The following is a 16,117-nucleotide window of genomic DNA, read 5'->3' as shown; positions in this document are numbered from 1 at the left end:
CCCGGGCCGGCCCGGCCGGTGGCAGGCTGGGGTCGTGACGGACGAGGTGCGGTCACCGCCGGGCCGGGCCGCACGGCGTACGCTGCTGGTCCTGCTCCTGGCGGTGGTGACGGTGGTGGCGATCCTGTGGGCGCTGCAGCGCCAGCTGATCTACTTCCCCGACTCCACCCCGGTCCCTCCCGCCGACACCGTCGTCCCCGGTGCGCGTGACGTCACCCTGCACACGGCCGACGGCCTCGAGCTGGGCGCGTGGTTCGTGCCGGCTGCCCCCGCCCGGGACACCGGGATGGCGGTGCTGCTCGCCCCGGGGAACGGCGGGAACCGTGCTGGCCGCGCGGGCCTCGCCGAGGAGCTGGGCCGCCGGGGCCTGGCCGTGCTGCTCATGGACTACCGCGGCTACGGCGGCAACCCCGGCAGCCCCAGCGAGGAGGGACTGGCCGCCGATGCCGACGCCGCAGCAGCGGCGCTCGAGCAGCTCGGCTACGGCGCCGGACAGACCGTCTACTTCGGGGAGTCGCTCGGCGGCGGCGTCGTCGCGGCACTGCAGGCGCGGCGACCACCGGCCGGGGTCGTGCTCCGGTCCCCGTTCACCGACCTCGCGGACGTGGGTCGGCACCACTACCCGTGGCTGCCCGTGCGGTCCCTGCTCCGGGACCGCTTCCCGGTCGTCGACCACCTCGCGGCCAGCGAGGTACCGGTGACGGTGGTCTACGGCGACCGCGACTCCGTGGTCCCCACCGAGCTCAGCGCCCGCGTGGCGGACCGCACCGGTTCGCTCGCCGAGCGGGTGGTGCTCCCCGGCGCCGACCACAACGACCCGGTCATGTTCGGGCCGCGGGTGGCCGCCGCGGTCGAGCGGCTCGCCCGCAGCGCCGGCTGACCCGCGTACGGCGGCGTGCGAGGCTGGCGGCATGGCGGACATGACGGCGGTGGTCCTTCCCCGGCACGGCGGCCCGGAGGTCCTCGAGGTGCGACACGACTGGCCACGGCCGGTCCCCGGGCCCGGCCAGGTGCTGGTGAAGGTGGCCGCCGCCGGCATGAACAACACCGACCTGTGGACCCGGGAGGGCGCCTACGGGCTGCCGGGTCCACCGTCAGGGTGGCGCGGACCGATCGCGTTCCCCCGCGTCCAGGGCGGTGACGTCTGCGGCGTGGTGGCCGAGGTCGGCGCCGAGGTCGCGCCGTCCCGGGTCGGCGAGCGAGTGCTGGTCGACCCTGCCCTCTACCGGGACGAGACCCCGACCGCACCCATCGTGGGGGTGCTGGGCAGCGAGTCCGACGGCGGGTTCGCCGAGTACGTCGTGACCGACGACGCCCGGGCGCACGACGTCTCCGAGTCACCCCTGGACGACGACCAGCTGGCGGCGCTGCCGATCGCCTACGGCACCGCGGTCGGCATGCTCGAGCGCGCCGCGGTCGGGGCCGGCGAGACGGTGCTCGTCACCGGAGCATCCGGCGGCGTGGGGCTCGCCCTGGTGCAGCTGGCCGTCGCGCGCGGGGCCCGGGTCGTCGCCGTCTCGAGCGGCGCCAAGGCCGCGCAGGTGCTCGACGCCGGTGCCCACCGGGTCGTCGACCGGGGCGGCGACCTCGCCGCACAGGTGGCGGACGCCGCACCGGACGGGCTGGACGCCGTGGCCGACGTCGCAGGCGGCCCGCTGCTCGACGCGATCCTGCCGCTCCTGCGCACCGACGGCCGGTGGGTGATCGCCGGAGCCATCGCCGGACCGGTGGTCGAGCTCGACCTGCGCCGGCTCTACCTCCGCAACCTGACCCTCATCGGGTCGACGATGCACACCCGGGAGCACTTCGCGCGCCTGGTCGACGAGGCGCGGGCCGGGACGATCGCCCCGGTGGTCGCGGCGCGGTACCCGCTCGCCCAGATCGCCGAGGCGCAGCAGGCGTTCCGCCGCGCCGAGCACGTCGGCAAGATCGTGCTCAGCCTCGGCTGACCCCGGGCGCCGCCCCATCCGGCGTACCCTCCCGCCATGACGCGCGACCGGTGGCGCCCCTGGCGGCGCAACCGCCTCGGCAGCGAGGCCGACCGGGCCACGTTCCGGACCCTCCACACCGCCTCGCTCGCCTCGCCGGCCCTGCGCGAGGGTCTCACCGCCGACAGCGCGGACCGGAGCATCCGCCACCTGCGGGCCCTGCTCGGCACGCCCGCGGCGGCGCTGTCCGACACCGAGGAGCTGCTCGCGTGGGACGGCCGCGGCCAGCACCACCGCGACGACGTACGCCGGCTGGTCGCGCAGGTCTCCGAGCACGGCGACGTCACGGTCGACATGCTCCCGTGCCACGACGGCGGCTGCCCGAGCCGGCACGCGGTGGTGAGCCCGCTCGTGGTCGACGAGGTCGTGGTCGGCACCCTCTCCGTGTGCTCGCCGTACCAGAGCGGCGCGCTCGTGCGGGCCACCGAGGAGGTCGCCCGCTGGGTGTCGGGCCAGCTGGAGCTGGCCCAGCTGGACGTCTCGCGGACCCGGCTGATGGAGGCCGAGGTCCGGGCCCTGCGCGCCCAGATCAGCCCACACTTCGTCTACAACTCGCTCGGCGCGATCGCCAGCTTCGTCCGCACCGACCCGGACCGGGCGCGGATGCTGCTGCTCGAGTTCGCGGACTTCACCCGCTACTCCTTCCGCCGGCACGGCCCGTACACGACGCTGGCCGAGGAGCTCCGGTCGATCGAGCGCTACCTGCTGCTCGAGCAGGCCCGGTTCGGCGACCGGCTCCAGGTGACCCTCCAGATCGCGCCGGAGGTGCTGCCGGTGGCGGTGCCCTTCCTCTGCATCCAGCCCCTGGTCGAGAACGCCGTCCGGCACGGGCTCGAGGGCCAGCAGACCGGCCACCTGCGGATCGTCGCCCGCGACCACGACCAGGAGTGCGTCATCGAGGTCGAGGACGACGGCGTCGGCGAGGACCCCGAGCGGGTCCGGCGCGCCCTGGCCGGCGACGCCGGGCTCGACGCCGTCGGTCTCGGCAACGTCGACGCCCGGCTGCGCAACGCCTTCAGCGACGACTACGGTCTGGTCGTGGAGACTGCGCCCGGCGCCGGCACGAAGGTGATCGTCCGGGTGCCCAAGTTCGCGCCAGGAATTCACGCATGAGCCGGAGCCCGCTGACCGCGCTCGTCATCGACGACGAGACGCCTGCCCTCGACGAGCTGGGCTACCTGCTCGGCCGGGACCCCCGGATCGGCGACGTCCACGCGTGCGCGTCCGCGACCGAGGCGCTGCGGCTGCTCCAGGAGCGCGACGTCGACGTGGTCTTCCTCGACATCCAGATGCCGGGGCTCACCGGCCTGGACCTCGCCCAGGTCCTCGCCCGGTTCCGAACCCCTCCCCCGGTCGTGTTCGTGACGGCCCACGACGCCCACGCGGTCGAGGCGTTCGACCTGCACGCGGTCGACTACGTGCTGAAGCCGGTGCGCGAGGAGCGGCTGGCCGAGGCCGTGCGGCGGGTCCTGGAGCACCGGACCGGCCCGCAGGAGGAGGCCGAGGAGCGGGTCCCGGTCGAGCGCGGCGGGGTGACCCGTTTCGTCGCCCGCTCCGACATCCTGTACGTCGAGGCGCAGGGCGACTACGCCCGGCTGCACACCGGGGAGGACTCCCACCTGGTGCGGACCCCGCTCTCCGCCCTGGAGGAGCAGTGGGCGGAGGCGGGCTTCGTCCGGATCCACCGCTCCCTGCTGGTGGCCCTGGGACACGTCGACGAGGTCCGGGTCGAGGGGAGCCGCTGCTCGGTGGTCGTGGGCGGCCAGGTGCTCGCCGTCAGCCGGCGGCACACCCCGCAGCTGCGCGAGGTGCTGGCCAGGCAGGCTCGGTCGTGAGCGACCGCGCCCCCCAGCGGGTCCGGGTCACCGGCCCGTCGCGACGGCGTCCCGACCGCACCGCCGTACCCCGGCGGCGGCAGATCGACGAGGAGACCCAGCTCGGCGAGATCTACCTGCGCTCACTGCTGCGCGAGCAGCTGCGGCTCTCGGGGATCAGCCTGCTGGCCCTCGCCGTGGGGATCGGGAGCCTCCCCCTGCTGTTCTGGCTCGCTCCGGGCCTCTCGGAGGTGCGACTGCTGGGCTTCCCGCTCCCGTGGCTGCTCCTCGGGATCGCGGTCTACCCGTTCCTGGTGCTCATCGGCTGGCGCTACGTGCGGGCCGCGGAGCGCAACGAGGAGGGGTTCACCGACCTCGTCGACACCGTGGACGACCCGTGAACGAGGCGGCCGGCATCGCAGCCGTCCTGGTGGTCACAGTCGCCACGCTGGCGATCGGCACGTGGGGGCTGCGCTTTTCCCGCACCACCAGCGACTTCATGGTCGCCTCGCGCACCGTCCGGCCCCGGCTGAACGCCTCGGCCATCGGCGGCGAGTACCTCTCCGCCGCCTCGTTCCTCGGGATCGCCGGGCTGGTGCTCGTCCGGGGCACCGAGATGATGTGGTACCCCGTCGGGTGGACCGCCGGCTACCTCGTGCTGCTCGTCCTCGTCGCCGCACCGCTGCGCCGCTCGGGCGCCTACACGCTCTCCGACTTCGCCGAGGCCCGACTGGGCTCGCGGCGCGTGCGCTCGCTCTGCTCGCTGATCGTGGTGCTGGTCGGCTGGCTCTACCTGCTGCCGCAGTTCCAGGGCGCCGGGATCACCCTGCAGTCGACGGTCGGAGCGCCCCGGTGGGTCGGTGAGGTCCTGGTGCCGGTCATCGTCCTGATCAACGTGCTCTCGGGCGGGATGCGGAGCATCACCTTCGTGCAGGCCTTCCAGTACTGGCTCAAGCTCACCGCGCTGCTGCTCCCCGCGATCGCGCTGCTGATCGTGTGGGTGGGCGACGGCGCCCCGCACCCGGTCGACGTGCCGGCCTCCGGCGTCGGGCCCGAGGCATGGGCGCTGCCGCTCGCCGGTGGGGACCCGCAGGGGCTCTACCTCACCTACTCCCTCATCGTGGCCACCTTCCTCGGCACGATGGGCCTGCCCCACGTCGTCGTCCGCTTCTACACCAACCCCGACGGTCGGGCCGCGCGACGGACCACCCTGGTGGTGCTGGTCCTGCTCGGGTTCTTCTACCTGCTGCCCCCGATCTACGGCGCGCTCGGGCGGGTGTACGCCGACGCGCTGGTCCAGGCGGGCCGCAGCGACGTCCTGGTGCTGGAGCTCCCGCGGCTGATGGTGCCCGGGCTCGCGGGTGAGCTGCTGACCGCACTGGTGACGGCCGGTGCGTTCGCCGCGTTCCTGTCCACGTCGTCGGGCCTCGGGATCGCGGTGGCCGGCGTGCTCGGCCAGGACGTCACCGGCCGTCCGGTGCGTGGCCACCGGCTCAGCGGTGTCGCGGCGTTCCGCGCCGGCTGCGTGATCGCGATCGCCGTGCCGTGTGCGCTGGCGCTGCTGGTGCCCGGCGTCGGCGTCGCGCGGGCCGTCGGACTGGCGTTCGCGGTCGCGGCGTCGACGTTCTGCCCCCTGCTCGTGCTCGGGATCTGGTGGCGCGGCCTCACCCACGTCGGAGCCCTCGCGGGCCTGCTGGTCGGCGGCCTGGGGTCGGGTGCGGCCGTGCTGTGGACCCTGGGGACGCCACCGGGCGAGGGCTGGGTGTCGGTGCTCCTCCAGCAGCCGGCCGCGTGGAGCGTCCCCGCCGCCTTCCTCACCATGTGGGGGGCCTCCCTCGCCACCCGGTCCCGGGTTCCCGGAGACGTCCACCGCACCATGGTGCGGCTGCACACCCCCGAGCAGGTGCCGCTCGACCGCGGGTGATCAGGCGGTCGGCCAGGCGGCGGCCATCCGCCGTACGGCGAACGCCGCGACGACACCCCCGCCGAACACCACCACGAGCCCGGGTCCCGGGAACCAGCCGCCCGTGCCCACGAGCTGGAGCACGTGGACGACCTGCCACACCGGCAGGGCGATCGCGACCAGGGCGAGGATCGCGCCCTGCACGAGCGCGAGCGTCCGCACCGGCACCAGCGCGCCCGCCAGCCCGAGCATCGCCGCGTAGAAGGTCCACAGACCGGCACCACGGATGCCCGACACCGTCCCGAGAGCGGTGTCGACCCAGGGCAGGAACGAGCCGAACGCGACCATCGCCACCGCCCCGACGAGCTGCCGTCGTCCGGGGACGGCCTGACGACGGCCGGTGCCACCGGGTCGTGCGGTCGCCGGTCCGGCCGAGGAGCTCATGCGGTGATGCTACGCACGCCCGGCCGGTGCGGTCAGGCGTGCGCCACCGCTCGGCGCACGACGAGCGGTGGTGATCGCACGACGAGCGGTCGTGGACGGCGTCCGACCGGCTCGATGCCGGCCGCGGAGCGCGGGACGGCGCCGCTGAGCGACGGATCGCCGCCGCTCGGCGCACAGGGTGACCGGGGTCACGTCGATCCCTTGACCGGCGGTCCCGCGGGTTGCTGTCCTGCCCGGAACCACCGTGCGGACCCGGGAGGATCCAATGGACGAACAGGCGCGCCGGTCCTACTGGCGCAGGAACCTCAGACTCATGGCCGTGCTGCTGTCGATCTGGGCCCTGGTGTCCTTCGGCGCCGGGATCATCTTCGTCGAACCGCTCAACAACCTCTCCCTCGGCGGCTTCCCGCTGGGCTTCTGGTTCGCGCAGCAGGGCTCGATCATCACCTTCGTGATCCTCATCGCCGTCTACGTCTGGCGCATGGACAAGCTCGACAAGGAGTACGGCGTCGACATCGACGACTACGAGGAGGAGGTCCACCACTCATGACTCCGTGGAATACGGCCCTTCGGCCGACCTCCCTCCGGGCCTCGCTGCGCTCCCACTCCGGGGTGCAGCCTCAGGAGGTGACCTCATGACCGAGATCCAGACCTGGACCCTCGTCTTCGTCGTACTCACCTTCGGGCTGTACATCTACATCGCCTACGCCAGCCGGGTGAAGGACACCGCCGGCTTCTACGTCGCCGGCGGCGGCATCCCCGCCCCCGCCAACGGCGCCGCGATCGCCGCCGACTGGATGAGCGCCGCGTCGTTCATCTCGATGGCCGGGATCATCGCGTTCGCCGGCAACGGCTACGGCGGCTCGGTCTACCTGATGGGCTGGACCGGCGGCTACGTGCTGCTCGCGCTGCTGCTGGCGCCGTACCTCCGCAAGTTCGGCAAGTACACGATCCCGGACTTCGTCGGTGACCGGTACTCGGAGTCCGCCCGCCTGATCGCGGTCGTGTCGGCCGTCGTCGTCTCGTTCGTGTACGTCGCGGGCCAGATGGCGGGCGTCGGCCTGGTGTTCACCAGGTTCCTCGGTGTCAGCACGACCGTCGGCGTCATCATCGGCATGGCGATCGTCTTCTTCTACGCCGTCCTCGGCGGCATGAAGGGCATCACCTGGACCCAGGTGGCGCAGTACACCGTCCTGATCGTCGCCTACCTGATCCCGGCGTTCGCGGTGTCGGCCAAGGTCACCGGGATCGCGGTCCCGCAGATCGGGTTCGGCTCGATCCTCGAGGAGCTCAACGGGCTCCAGAACGACCTCGGCCTGGGCGAGTACACCGCCGCGTTCGGCACCACGAACATGTTGAACATGGTGCTGATCACCGCGTCGCTGATGTTCGGCACCGCGGGTCTGCCCCACGTGATCGTGCGGTTCTACACCGCGAAGAGCGTGCGCGCCGCCCGGTTCTCGGCGCTCTGGGCGCTGTTCTTCATCTCGCTGCTCTACACCACCGCGCCGTCGGTGGCGGCGTTCAGCAAGCTGCAGATCATCAAGGACGTCGAGGGGACCGCACTGTCCGACATGCCCGGCTGGTTCAACACCTGGGCCGACGTCGGGCTGATCACTCAGGCCCCGCCGGAGCCCGGTGCCGTGGGTGCCCCGATCTCCGAGCTGCCCGCGAACACGGTGGTCGGCTTCAGCGACATCTTCGTCAACAACGACATCATCGTGCTCGCCTCGCCCGAGATCGGCGGCCTGCCGGCACCGATCGTCGGCCTGGTCGCGGCCGGTGGTCTCGCGGCGGCGCTGTCGACCGCGTCGGGGCTGCTGCTGGTGATCTCCTCGTCGTTCGCCAACGACATCTACTACAAGAAGATCAACCCGCAGGCGACCGAGGCCCGGCAGCTGCTGGTCGGGCGGATCGCGATGGCCGGCGCGATCGTGGTCGCCGGCTACCTCGGGATCAACCCTCCGGGCTTCGTCGCACAAGTCGTGGCCCTGGCCTTCGGGCTCGCGTGTGCGAGCTTCTTCCCGGTCCTCGTCCTGGGGATCTTCTGGAAGAACTGCACCGCGGCCGGGGCGACGGCAGGCATGGCCGTCGGCCTGCTCACGACGATGGCCTACATGCTGTGGACGATCGACATCTACGGCAACTCCGAGGGCATCTTCGGCATCGCCGAGACCGGGTTCGGTGCCGTCGGGATGCTGATCAACTTCGCGGTGACCATCGTGGTCTCGAAGTTCACCACGAAGCCGTCCCCGGTGATGCAGGAGCTGGTCGAGGAGATCCGCTTCCCGGGTCGGACGCAGCTCGTCGCCAAGCACGCGGAGGGAGAGGTCTGACCCCCGTGCCCGTCTGACCCCCCGGGGCACACCAGAAGCCGCCGGCGGCGGGGACAACCCCCGCCGCCGGCGTGCGTCCCGGGCTGCGCGACCCCGCCCCCATGGCCAGACCGGGCCGTCGTTTCCTACGGTGAGGACCGTCACGTCGGGGCAACCCGGGGCCAACCGACCAGGAGTAGGTTTCAGAATCATGAGCGAGCAGACCCTGTCCAACCTGATGAGCGAGGACCGCCGCTTCGAGCCGCCCGCCGACCTCGCGGCCAACGCGAACGTGAAGGAGGAGGCCTACGCCCGCGCCGAGTCCGACCCGGAGGCGTTCTGGGCCGACGCGGCCGAGCGGCTCGACTGGGGCCAGAAGTGGGACCAGGTCCTCGACTGGTCGGAGCCGCCGTTCGCGAAGTGGTTCGTCGGGGGCACCCTCAACGCCGCGGTCAACTGCGTCGACCGGCACGTCGACGCCGGGAACGGCGACAAGGTGGCCTTCCACTGGGTCGGCGAACCCGACGACGACACCCGCGACCTGACCTACGCTGAGCTCAAGGACGAGGTCTGCAAGGCCACCAACGCGCTGCTCGAGCTCGGCGTCGAGAAGGGTGACCGGGTCGCCATCTACATGCCGATGCTCCCCGAGACCGCGATCGCGATGCTGGCCTGTGCCCGGCTGGGTGCTCCCCACACGGTCGTCTTCGGCGGGTTCTCCGCGGACGCCCTGGCCAGCCGGGTCGTCGACTGCGGCGCCAAGGTGGTCATCACCTCCGACGGCGGATACCGCCGGGGCAACCCGTCGTCGCTCAAGCCGGCCGTCGACGAGGCCGTGGCCAAGGCCTCCGACCAGGGCCAGGACGTCGACAAGGTGCTCGTCGTCCGCCGGACCGGCCAGGACGTCGACTGGGACGACGAGCGCGACGTGTGGTGGCACGAGGCCGTCGACCGCCAGTCGGCCGACCACGAGGCGGAGATGCACGACTCCGAGCACCCGCTCTACGTCATGTACACCTCCGGCACGACGGGCAAGCCCAAGGGCATCCTGCACACGACGGGCGGCTACCTCGTCGGGACGTCGTTCACCCACTGGGAGGTCTTCGACCTCAAGCCCGAGACCGACGTCTACTGGTGCACCGCCGACGTCGGCTGGGTCACCGGGCACTCCTACATGGTCTACGGGCCGCTGGCCAACGGGTGCACCCAGGTGATGTACGAGGGCACGCCCGACAGCCCCCACAAGGGCCGCTGGTGGGAGATCTGCCAGCAGTACGGCGTCACCCTCTTCTACACCGCCCCCACCGCGATCCGGACGTTCATGAAGTGGGGCGACGACATCCCCGCGAAGTTCGACCTGTCCTCGATCCGGCTGCTCGGGTCGGTCGGCGAGCCGATCAACCCCGAGGCCTACGTCTGGTACCGCGAGACCATCGGCGCCGGCTCGGTCCCCGTCGTCGACACCTGGTGGCAGACCGAGACCGGGCAGATCATGATCAGCCCCCTGCCCGGCGTCACCCACGGCAAGCCCGGCTCGGCGATGAAGGCGCTCCCCGGCGTCGCCGCCGACGTGGTCGACGACCACGGCGAGTCGGTGCCGAACGGGTCCGGGGGCTACCTGGTCCTGCAGAAGCCGTGGCCGGCGATGCTGCGGACGCTGTGGGGGGACGACGAGCGGTTCAAGGAGACCTACTGGTCCCGCTACGCCGACCAGGGCTTCTACTTCGCAGGCGACGGCGCCAAGAAGGACGACGACGGCGACGTCTGGCTGCTCGGCCGGGTCGACGACGTGATGAACGTGTCGGGCCACCGGCTCTCGACGACCGAGATCGAGTCCGCGCTGGTCTCCCACCCCAAGGTCGCCGAGGCGGCCGTCGTCGGCGCGGCCGACGACACGACCGGCCAGGCGGTGTGCGCGTTCGTGATCCTGCGCGAGTCGGCGACCGACTCCGAGGGGACGGCGCCCGACGACCTGATCGAGGAGCTGCGCAAGCACGTCCAGAAGGAGATCGGCGCGATCGCGAAGCCGCGTCAGGTGATGATCGTCCCCGAGCTGCCCAAGACCCGCTCGGGCAAGATCATGCGGCGCCTGCTCAAGGACGTCGCCGAGCACCGCGAGGTCGGCGACGTCACCACCCTCGCCGACTCCACCGTGATGGACCTGATCAAGGAGAAGGAGGGCTCCGGCTCCTCCGACGACGACTGAGGGCGTTCGCCGGCGTCGGTTTCCCCGGCTGGCCGGGGAAACCGGCGGTTCGTGACCGAAACATCCCGCGCCAGCCGCGAGACTCGCGCACGAACCTCGGCCCTCGCGATCGGCTCAGCCCTCCGCGACCGGATCAGCCTTCCGCGGGCTCCGACTCGTCGGCGTCGTCCTTGCCGGTGCCGAGCAGCAGCAGCGCAACCCCCAGGAGCGCCGCGAGCAGCGAGCCGCCGAGGATGCCGACCTTGGCCTCCTCGGTCAGCAGCTCGTTGCCCGGGAACGACAGGCCGGCGATGAACAGGCTGACGGTGAAGCCGATGCCGCCGACCGCACCGAGGCCCGCGATCATCCGCCAGCCGGAGCGTTCGGGCAGCTTGCCGAGGCCCAGCCGCACGGCCAGGAACGCGGCCACCAGGATCCCGACCGGCTTGCCCACGACCAGGCCGGCCGCGATGCCGATCGCGACCGTCGAGTCCAGCGCCTCCCCGAGCACCCCACCGCCCAGGTAGACCCCCGCGTTGGCCAGCGCGAAGATCGGCAGCACGAAGTACGACGACACCGGGTGCAGCCGGTTCTGCAGGCGCTCCTGGACGGGCACGGACTCGGCGAGCAGGAAGCGCAGCCGGTGCAGCTCGTCGGCGTCGAGATGTCGGTCGGCCAGCGCCTCCTGGGCATAGCCGCGCGCGACCTTCTCCTCGAGCAGCGCCCGGGTCGGGGTGAGCATGCCGATCGCCACGCCGGCCAGGGTGGCGTGCACGCCCGACTGGAAGGTGGCGAGCCAGACCAGCGTGCCGACGACGACGTACGCCCAGACCGCCCAGATGCGGAAGGTGCGCATCAGCAGCATCAGCCCCAGCAGGGCGAGGGCGATGGCGAGCGCGGTGAAGTCGAGGTCGTCGGTGTAGAACACCGCGATCACGAGGATCGCGCCGATGTCGTCGACGATCGCCAGGGTCAGCAGGAAGAGCCGGGCCGGCGACGGGATACGGCGCCCCAGCAGGCCGAGCACGCCGACCGCGAAGGCGATGTCGGTGGCCATCGGGATCCCCCAGCCCGAGGACCCCTCGCCGCCCGCGACGATGGCGGCGTAGATGCCGGCCGGCACCACCATGCCGCCGATCGCGGCGACGATGGGCAGCGCCGCGGTCTTGGGGTCGTGGAGGTCGCCGTGGACCAGCTCGTACTTGATCTCGAGGCCGACGACGAAGAAGAAGATCACCATCAACGCGTCGTTGACCCAGTGCTGCAGGGTCTCCTCGAGGTGCAGCACGCCGAGGTCGAGGCTGACGTGGGTGTGCCAGAACTCCTGGTAGGACTCCGCCCACGGGGAGTTCGCCCACACCAGCGCCACCACCGCCGCCGCGAGCAGCAGCACCGACCCGGCCGTCTCGATCCGCAGGAACTCCCGCACAGGCCGGGCCACCAGCCGGGCCAGGGCGCGGTCGCTCTCGGTGTAGACGGGGCCGAGCCGCCAGAGGTCGTCGGGGATCGCGGCGTCGTCGGGCTTCGGGCCGACGGGCGGCTGGTCAGTCACGGCATCAGGCCTCTCGGTCGTCGCTGCACCATCACCGCCGGCCGCGAGCACACCCGACGAGCCGACCAGTCTTCCCGGCACACCGAGGGACATCCTAGGAGACGACCGGGCGGTAGGGTCGGCACGGACCGCAGCCGACGAGGGAGGATCACCGCATGGCCCGCGAACCCGTCCGCGAGACCGACCCCACCATCGGCCGCCTGGTCACCGATGCCAGCCGCGACATCTCGAGCCTGCTCCGCAAGGAGATCGAGCTCGCGAAGTCCGAGCTGAAGGTGAGCGCCAAGGCCGGCGGGGTCGGGATCGGCCTGTTCGCAGCTGCGGCGTTCCTGGTCGTGCTCGCCATCATCATGCTGTCGGTCGCCCTCGCCTACTTCATCAACTGGAACGGCGAGGGCCTCTCCCTGCACTGGGCGTTCCTCATCGTGTTCGCCTTCTGGCTGCTCGTCGCCGCCCTGCTCGGCTACCTCGGCGTGCGCAGCGTGAGGAAGGTGCGCGGTCCCGACAAGGCGATCCAACAGGGTCGCGAGATCCCGCGGGCACTCAAGGGCAAGGCCTAGGGGAGACGCCTCAGCGGATCCCCTGACGGTGGCCGAGCGAGTCGCGCGACTGAGGCACGACGTCGCGACCGACGTGTCGAGACCCGGTGACCCGACGTGCCTCCTTGCCTATCCGGCGCAGTCGCCCGTCGACACCGGGTCGGTGCGGGACAGGCCACGTGCGGCGCTCTGCGCGACCTGGGCCGCGGTCAGGGAGTAGCCGGTGTCGTCGTCGGTGACCGACGCGGCGAACACCACGCCCACGGTCTCGCCGGCCGACGACACGATCGGGCCACCGGAGTTGCCCGGCCGCACCAGGCCACGGAGCGAGAACACCTCACGGATCACGGTGCCGTCGCCGTAGATGTCGGGCGAGCGGAGCCGCTGCTCGGCGCGGATCCGGCCGGGCTGGGCGTCGTAGGGCCCGTCCTGCGGGAAGCCCAGGATGGCGACGCCGTCGCCGGGCCCGGCCGTGTTGTCGAAGCCCAGCGCCGGCATGCCGGCGGTGTCGACGGCGAGCACGGCCACGTCGAGGTCGGGGTCGTAGTGGACGACCTCGGCCGAGACGGCGTCGCCGCCGATCTCGACCTCGGGTTCGGACAAGCCCGCGACCACGTGGGCGTTGGTCATGACCCGGCCGTCGGCGTAGACGAACCCGGAGCCCTCGACCCCGCGCCCGCACGAGTTGGTGCCGCGGATCTTGACCACCGAGGCCTCGGCGTCGACGACGTCGGGGTCGGTGAGGATGCGCTGCGGGCCGGGCGGGACCCCGACGATCCGCTCGGGCGCGAACGGCTCGAGGTAGCGGGGGAAGAAGCCGGCGCCGACGACGTCGTTGAAGGCACCCAAGAGGTCGTCGGCCGTCGCGGGCAGGACCTCGTCGACCTCGCCGAGGACGGCGCTGTTGCGGACCTGCGAGGTGATCCCGTTGATGCCCGACCCCGACACCGCGACGCCGAGCGCCCAGGCCACCAGCAGTACGGCGACCGCACTGAGCGCCGCGCCGCCGACGGCGTCGAGCGCCCGCACCGGCTGCCAGCGGATCTGGTCGCGGATCCGGGAGCCGCCGAACTGGAGCAGCGCCTGCCCGACCGACGCCGACACGATGACGATGAACAACGCCCCCAGCGACACCAGCAGCGACGGGGCCGCGTCGCCGAGCGCGAACGGCGCCAGCCAGACACCGAACAGGCCGCCCAGCAGCAGGCCCGCGGTCGCGAACGCGCCGGTGACGAAGCCCTGCCAGTAGCCGGAGAGCGCGTAGAGCACCACCAGGGCGACCAGCACCCAGTCGAGGACGTTCACCGTGGGACCCCGTCGGCGCCCGGCGGCCGCCACTGCAGCATGTGGTCGGGGACGTCGTGCATCGGCGGGTCGGCGACCTCGTCGGCCCAGCCGACGTAGTCGAACAGCCGCGCGATGATGCCGGCCGTGAACCCCCACAGCACCCGGTCGTTGTCGGGGCCGATCAGGTATCCCGGGCCGATCCAGCCCGACGGGTGGCGGACCGAGATCCGATGGTGTGGCCCCGAGAGCTCGCTCACGGGCACCCGGTGGACCTCGTGGACCTCGTCGGGCTGCGCCGCCCAGACCGCGGACTCGCGCTCCCACCAGCCGAGCACCGGGGTGACCGCGAAGTTGCTCGGCGGGAGCCACAGCTCCGGCAGCTCGGCGAAGACGTCGACACCCGTCGGGTCGAGGCCGGTCTCCTCGGCGGCCTCCCGCAACGCCGCCTCCCGGGGCGTCTCGTCGGGCTCGATCCGACCGCCGGGGAAGGAGACCTGGCCGGGGTGGCTGCGCATGTGGTGGGCGCGCTCGGTGAGCAGCAGGTCGGGGCCGCGGTCGCCCTCGCCGAACAGCACCAGCACGGCCCCACGGCGGGGGTCGGTGTCGTCGGGCGGGAGGAACCGGGTCAGGTCGTTGACGGTGATCGACCGGGCCGCCTCCTCGACCGGGCGCAGCCAGTCGGGCCTCACAGCGACACCTCGAGGTGCTCCTCGACCAGGGCGGTCAGCTGGGGCAGGTCCTCGAGCTCACCGAAGCGCAGGTGGGCGATCCGGCCGTCGGAGCCGATCAGCACCAGGAACGGCATGCCCCGCAGCCGCGGGAGGGGTGCTTCACCGTTGAGGTCACCGCCGGGGTCGGCGAGCTGCGGGTAGGTCGCCCCCGTCTCGGCCACCAGCTCCAGCGCCGCGGCCGGCTGCGCGTCCTGGTAGTCGATGCCGAGCACGGACACCCGGTCGCCGTACCGCTCGTGGAACTTCTGGAAGACCGGCATCTCCTGGCGGCAGGGCTGGCACCAGGATGCCCAGAAGCTGACCACCATCGGGCCGCGCAGGTAGGCCAGGGGGACGTCGGGTCCGCCGCCCAGGCAGGGCAGCACGATCGGGGGCAGCGCGGTGTTGACGGCGCGGTCACCGCCGGTGGGGCAGTCGTCGACCCCGGCGGCGTCCTTCGCGCGGCGCAGCTGCGGGGTGTCGACGTCGATCCGCGCCTCGCCCGGCGGCACGTAGGGGGCCGCGCTGCAGCCGCTGAGCACGAGCACCGCCGCGGCGAGCAGCCCGAGGACCCGGCTCACGCCGGCCCCTGGGTCTTGACCAGGGCGGCCGCGACCTCCGGGTCGGTGGGCCCGGTGCCGTAGGCCGGGCACCAGCGTGCCACCGGGCACGCGCCGCAGGCGGGCTTCTTGGCGTGGCAGCGGCGCCGGCCGTGCCAGATCACGTGGTGGCTGAGCATCGTCCAGTCGCGCTTGGGGAACAGTGCTCCTACCTGGTGCTCGACCTTGACAGGGTCGGTCTCGTCGGTCCAGCCGAGCCGCCGCACCAGGCGTCCGAAGTGGGTGTCGACGGTGATCCCCGGGATGTCGAAGGCGTTGCCGAGGACGACGTTCGCCGTCTTGCGCCCCACACCGGGCAGGGTGACCATCTCGTCGAGGCTGCGCGGCACCTCACCGTCGAACCGCTCCACGAGGGCGGCCGAGAGCTTCAGCAGGGTCTCGGTCTTCTGCCGGAAGAAGCCCAGCGGCCCCACCAGCTCCTCGAGGTGGTCGCGCGAGGCGGCCGCCATCGCGGCCGGCGTGGGGTAGGCCGCGAAGATCGCCGGCCGGGCCGCGTTGACCCGGCGGTCGGTCGTCTGGGCGCTCAGCACGGTGACGACGAGCAGCTGGAAGGCGTCGTCGAAGTCGAGCTCGCAGCGAGCGTCGGGATAGGTCTCGGCGAGGACGCGGTTGACCTTGCGGGCGCGCCGGACCAGCGACGTACGGCTCTCGCCGGCCGGGGTCGCGGTCACCACCTGCGCTCCATGACGTCACCCTATGCGGCCACGGCGACGTAGAGCAGCGCTGGTCAATTCGTCCTGTGACCTGTACCACTGGATAG

16 protein-coding genes are annotated in these 16,117 nt (G+C 72.3%); 10 read left to right on the top strand and 6 right to left on the bottom strand.

What is annotated here, in order from left to right:
• The first annotated feature begins 34 nt into the window (after positions 1-34).
• From ACQ1X7_RS00970 to ACQ1X7_RS00945, 6 genes are read left to right on the top strand one after another with little or no spacing between them, the layout of a single operon-like run.
• Positions 35-880 carry an alpha/beta hydrolase gene (locus ACQ1X7_RS00970; protein WP_432476272.1) on the top strand — a complete coding sequence of 282 codons (846 nt, stop codon included), beginning with the start codon at positions 35-37 and terminating at the stop codon, positions 878-880.
• 31 nt (positions 881-911) lie between these two features.
• Positions 912-1,949: a zinc-binding dehydrogenase gene (locus ACQ1X7_RS00965; RefSeq protein WP_432476271.1), complete on the top strand. Its 1,038-nt coding sequence runs from the start codon at positions 912-914 to the stop codon at positions 1,947-1,949.
• 36 nt (positions 1,950-1,985) lie between these two features.
• Positions 1,986-3,101: a sensor histidine kinase gene (locus ACQ1X7_RS00960; protein WP_432476270.1), complete on the top strand. Its 1,116-nt coding sequence runs from the start codon at positions 1,986-1,988 to the stop codon at positions 3,099-3,101.
• The gene (locus ACQ1X7_RS00955) at positions 3,098-3,823 is read left to right on the top strand and encodes a LytR/AlgR family response regulator transcription factor (protein ID WP_432476269.1); all 726 of its coding nucleotides are present in this window, start codon (positions 3,098-3,100) and stop codon (positions 3,821-3,823) included. Before ACQ1X7_RS00960 ends, ACQ1X7_RS00955 begins: the two co-directional genes overlap by 4 nt.
• The gene (locus ACQ1X7_RS00950; protein ID WP_432476268.1) at positions 3,820-4,203 is read left to right on the top strand and encodes a hypothetical protein; all 384 of its coding nucleotides are present in this window, start codon (positions 3,820-3,822) and stop codon (positions 4,201-4,203) included. Before ACQ1X7_RS00955 ends, ACQ1X7_RS00950 begins: the two co-directional genes overlap by 4 nt.
• Complete coding sequence (locus ACQ1X7_RS00945; RefSeq protein ID WP_432476267.1) at positions 4,200-5,726, top strand: cation acetate symporter; 1,527 nt, start codon at positions 4,200-4,202, stop codon at positions 5,724-5,726. Before ACQ1X7_RS00950 ends, ACQ1X7_RS00945 begins: the two co-directional genes overlap by 4 nt.
• Here ACQ1X7_RS00945 and ACQ1X7_RS00940 read toward each other — a convergent pair whose 3' ends face one another.
• Positions 5,727-6,149 (bottom strand): hypothetical protein, encoded by a 423-nt coding sequence (locus ACQ1X7_RS00940; protein ID WP_432476266.1) that lies wholly within the window; start codon positions 6,147-6,149, stop codon positions 5,727-5,729.
• 265 nt (positions 6,150-6,414) lie between these two features.
• On the opposite strand from ACQ1X7_RS00940, the gene ACQ1X7_RS00935 reads away from it, so the two are divergent.
• The 3 genes from ACQ1X7_RS00935 (at position 6,415) to acs (ending at position 10,670) form a co-directional block, all read left to right on the top strand.
• Complete coding sequence (locus ACQ1X7_RS00935; RefSeq protein WP_432476265.1) at positions 6,415-6,699, top strand: DUF4212 domain-containing protein; 285 nt, start codon at positions 6,415-6,417, stop codon at positions 6,697-6,699.
• 85 nt (positions 6,700-6,784) lie between these two features.
• Complete coding sequence (locus ACQ1X7_RS00930) at positions 6,785-8,485, top strand: sodium:solute symporter family protein (RefSeq protein WP_432476264.1); 1,701 nt, start codon at positions 6,785-6,787, stop codon at positions 8,483-8,485.
• A gap of 190 nt (positions 8,486-8,675) precedes the next feature.
• Positions 8,676-10,670 (top strand): acetate--CoA ligase, encoded by a 1,995-nt coding sequence (gene acs, locus ACQ1X7_RS00925; RefSeq protein ID WP_432476263.1) that lies wholly within the window; start codon positions 8,676-8,678, stop codon positions 10,668-10,670.
• A 133-nt stretch (positions 10,671-10,803) separates the two neighbouring features.
• Here acs and nhaA read toward each other — a convergent pair whose 3' ends face one another.
• A complete protein-coding gene (gene nhaA, locus ACQ1X7_RS00920) occupies positions 10,804-12,201 on the bottom strand; it encodes a Na+/H+ antiporter NhaA (protein ID WP_432476262.1) in 1,398 nt (465 codons plus the stop codon).
• Between the two features lie 155 nt (positions 12,202-12,356).
• On the opposite strand from nhaA, the gene ACQ1X7_RS00915 reads away from it, so the two are divergent.
• Complete coding sequence (locus ACQ1X7_RS00915; RefSeq protein ID WP_432476261.1) at positions 12,357-12,761, top strand: phage holin family protein; 405 nt, start codon at positions 12,357-12,359, stop codon at positions 12,759-12,761.
• Positions 12,762-12,869: 108 nt separating this feature from the next.
• On the opposite strand, the gene ACQ1X7_RS00910 is transcribed toward ACQ1X7_RS00915, so the two are convergent.
• The 4 genes from ACQ1X7_RS00910 to nth are packed head-to-tail and all read right to left on the bottom strand — an operon-like array spanning position 12,870 to position 16,028.
• Positions 12,870-14,045, bottom strand: a complete 1,176-nt coding sequence (locus tag ACQ1X7_RS00910; protein WP_432476260.1) for a MarP family serine protease — start codon at positions 14,043-14,045, stop codon at positions 12,870-12,872.
• Positions 14,042-14,716 carry an NUDIX hydrolase gene (locus ACQ1X7_RS00905; protein WP_432476259.1) on the bottom strand — a complete coding sequence of 225 codons (675 nt, stop codon included), beginning with the start codon at positions 14,714-14,716 and terminating at the stop codon, positions 14,042-14,044. Before ACQ1X7_RS00905 ends, ACQ1X7_RS00910 begins: the two co-directional genes overlap by 4 nt.
• Positions 14,713-15,318: a TlpA family protein disulfide reductase gene (locus ACQ1X7_RS00900; RefSeq protein WP_432476258.1), complete on the bottom strand. Its 606-nt coding sequence runs from the start codon at positions 15,316-15,318 to the stop codon at positions 14,713-14,715. The genes ACQ1X7_RS00905 and ACQ1X7_RS00900 overlap by 4 nt, the downstream gene beginning before the upstream one ends.
• A complete protein-coding gene (nth, locus tag ACQ1X7_RS00895; protein WP_432476257.1) occupies positions 15,315-16,028 on the bottom strand; it encodes an endonuclease III in 714 nt (237 codons plus the stop codon). Before nth ends, ACQ1X7_RS00900 begins: the two co-directional genes overlap by 4 nt.
• Between the last annotated feature and the right edge of the window lie 89 nt (positions 16,029-16,117).

Origin of the sequence: Nocardioides sp. GXQ0305, from assembly GCF_050880345.1 — a bacterium.
Taxonomy (GTDB): domain Bacteria; phylum Actinomycetota; class Actinomycetes; order Propionibacteriales; family Nocardioidaceae; genus Nocardioides.
Note: the sequence above shows the minus strand (reverse complement) of the source record. Positions and strands in the feature narration are given on the sequence as shown.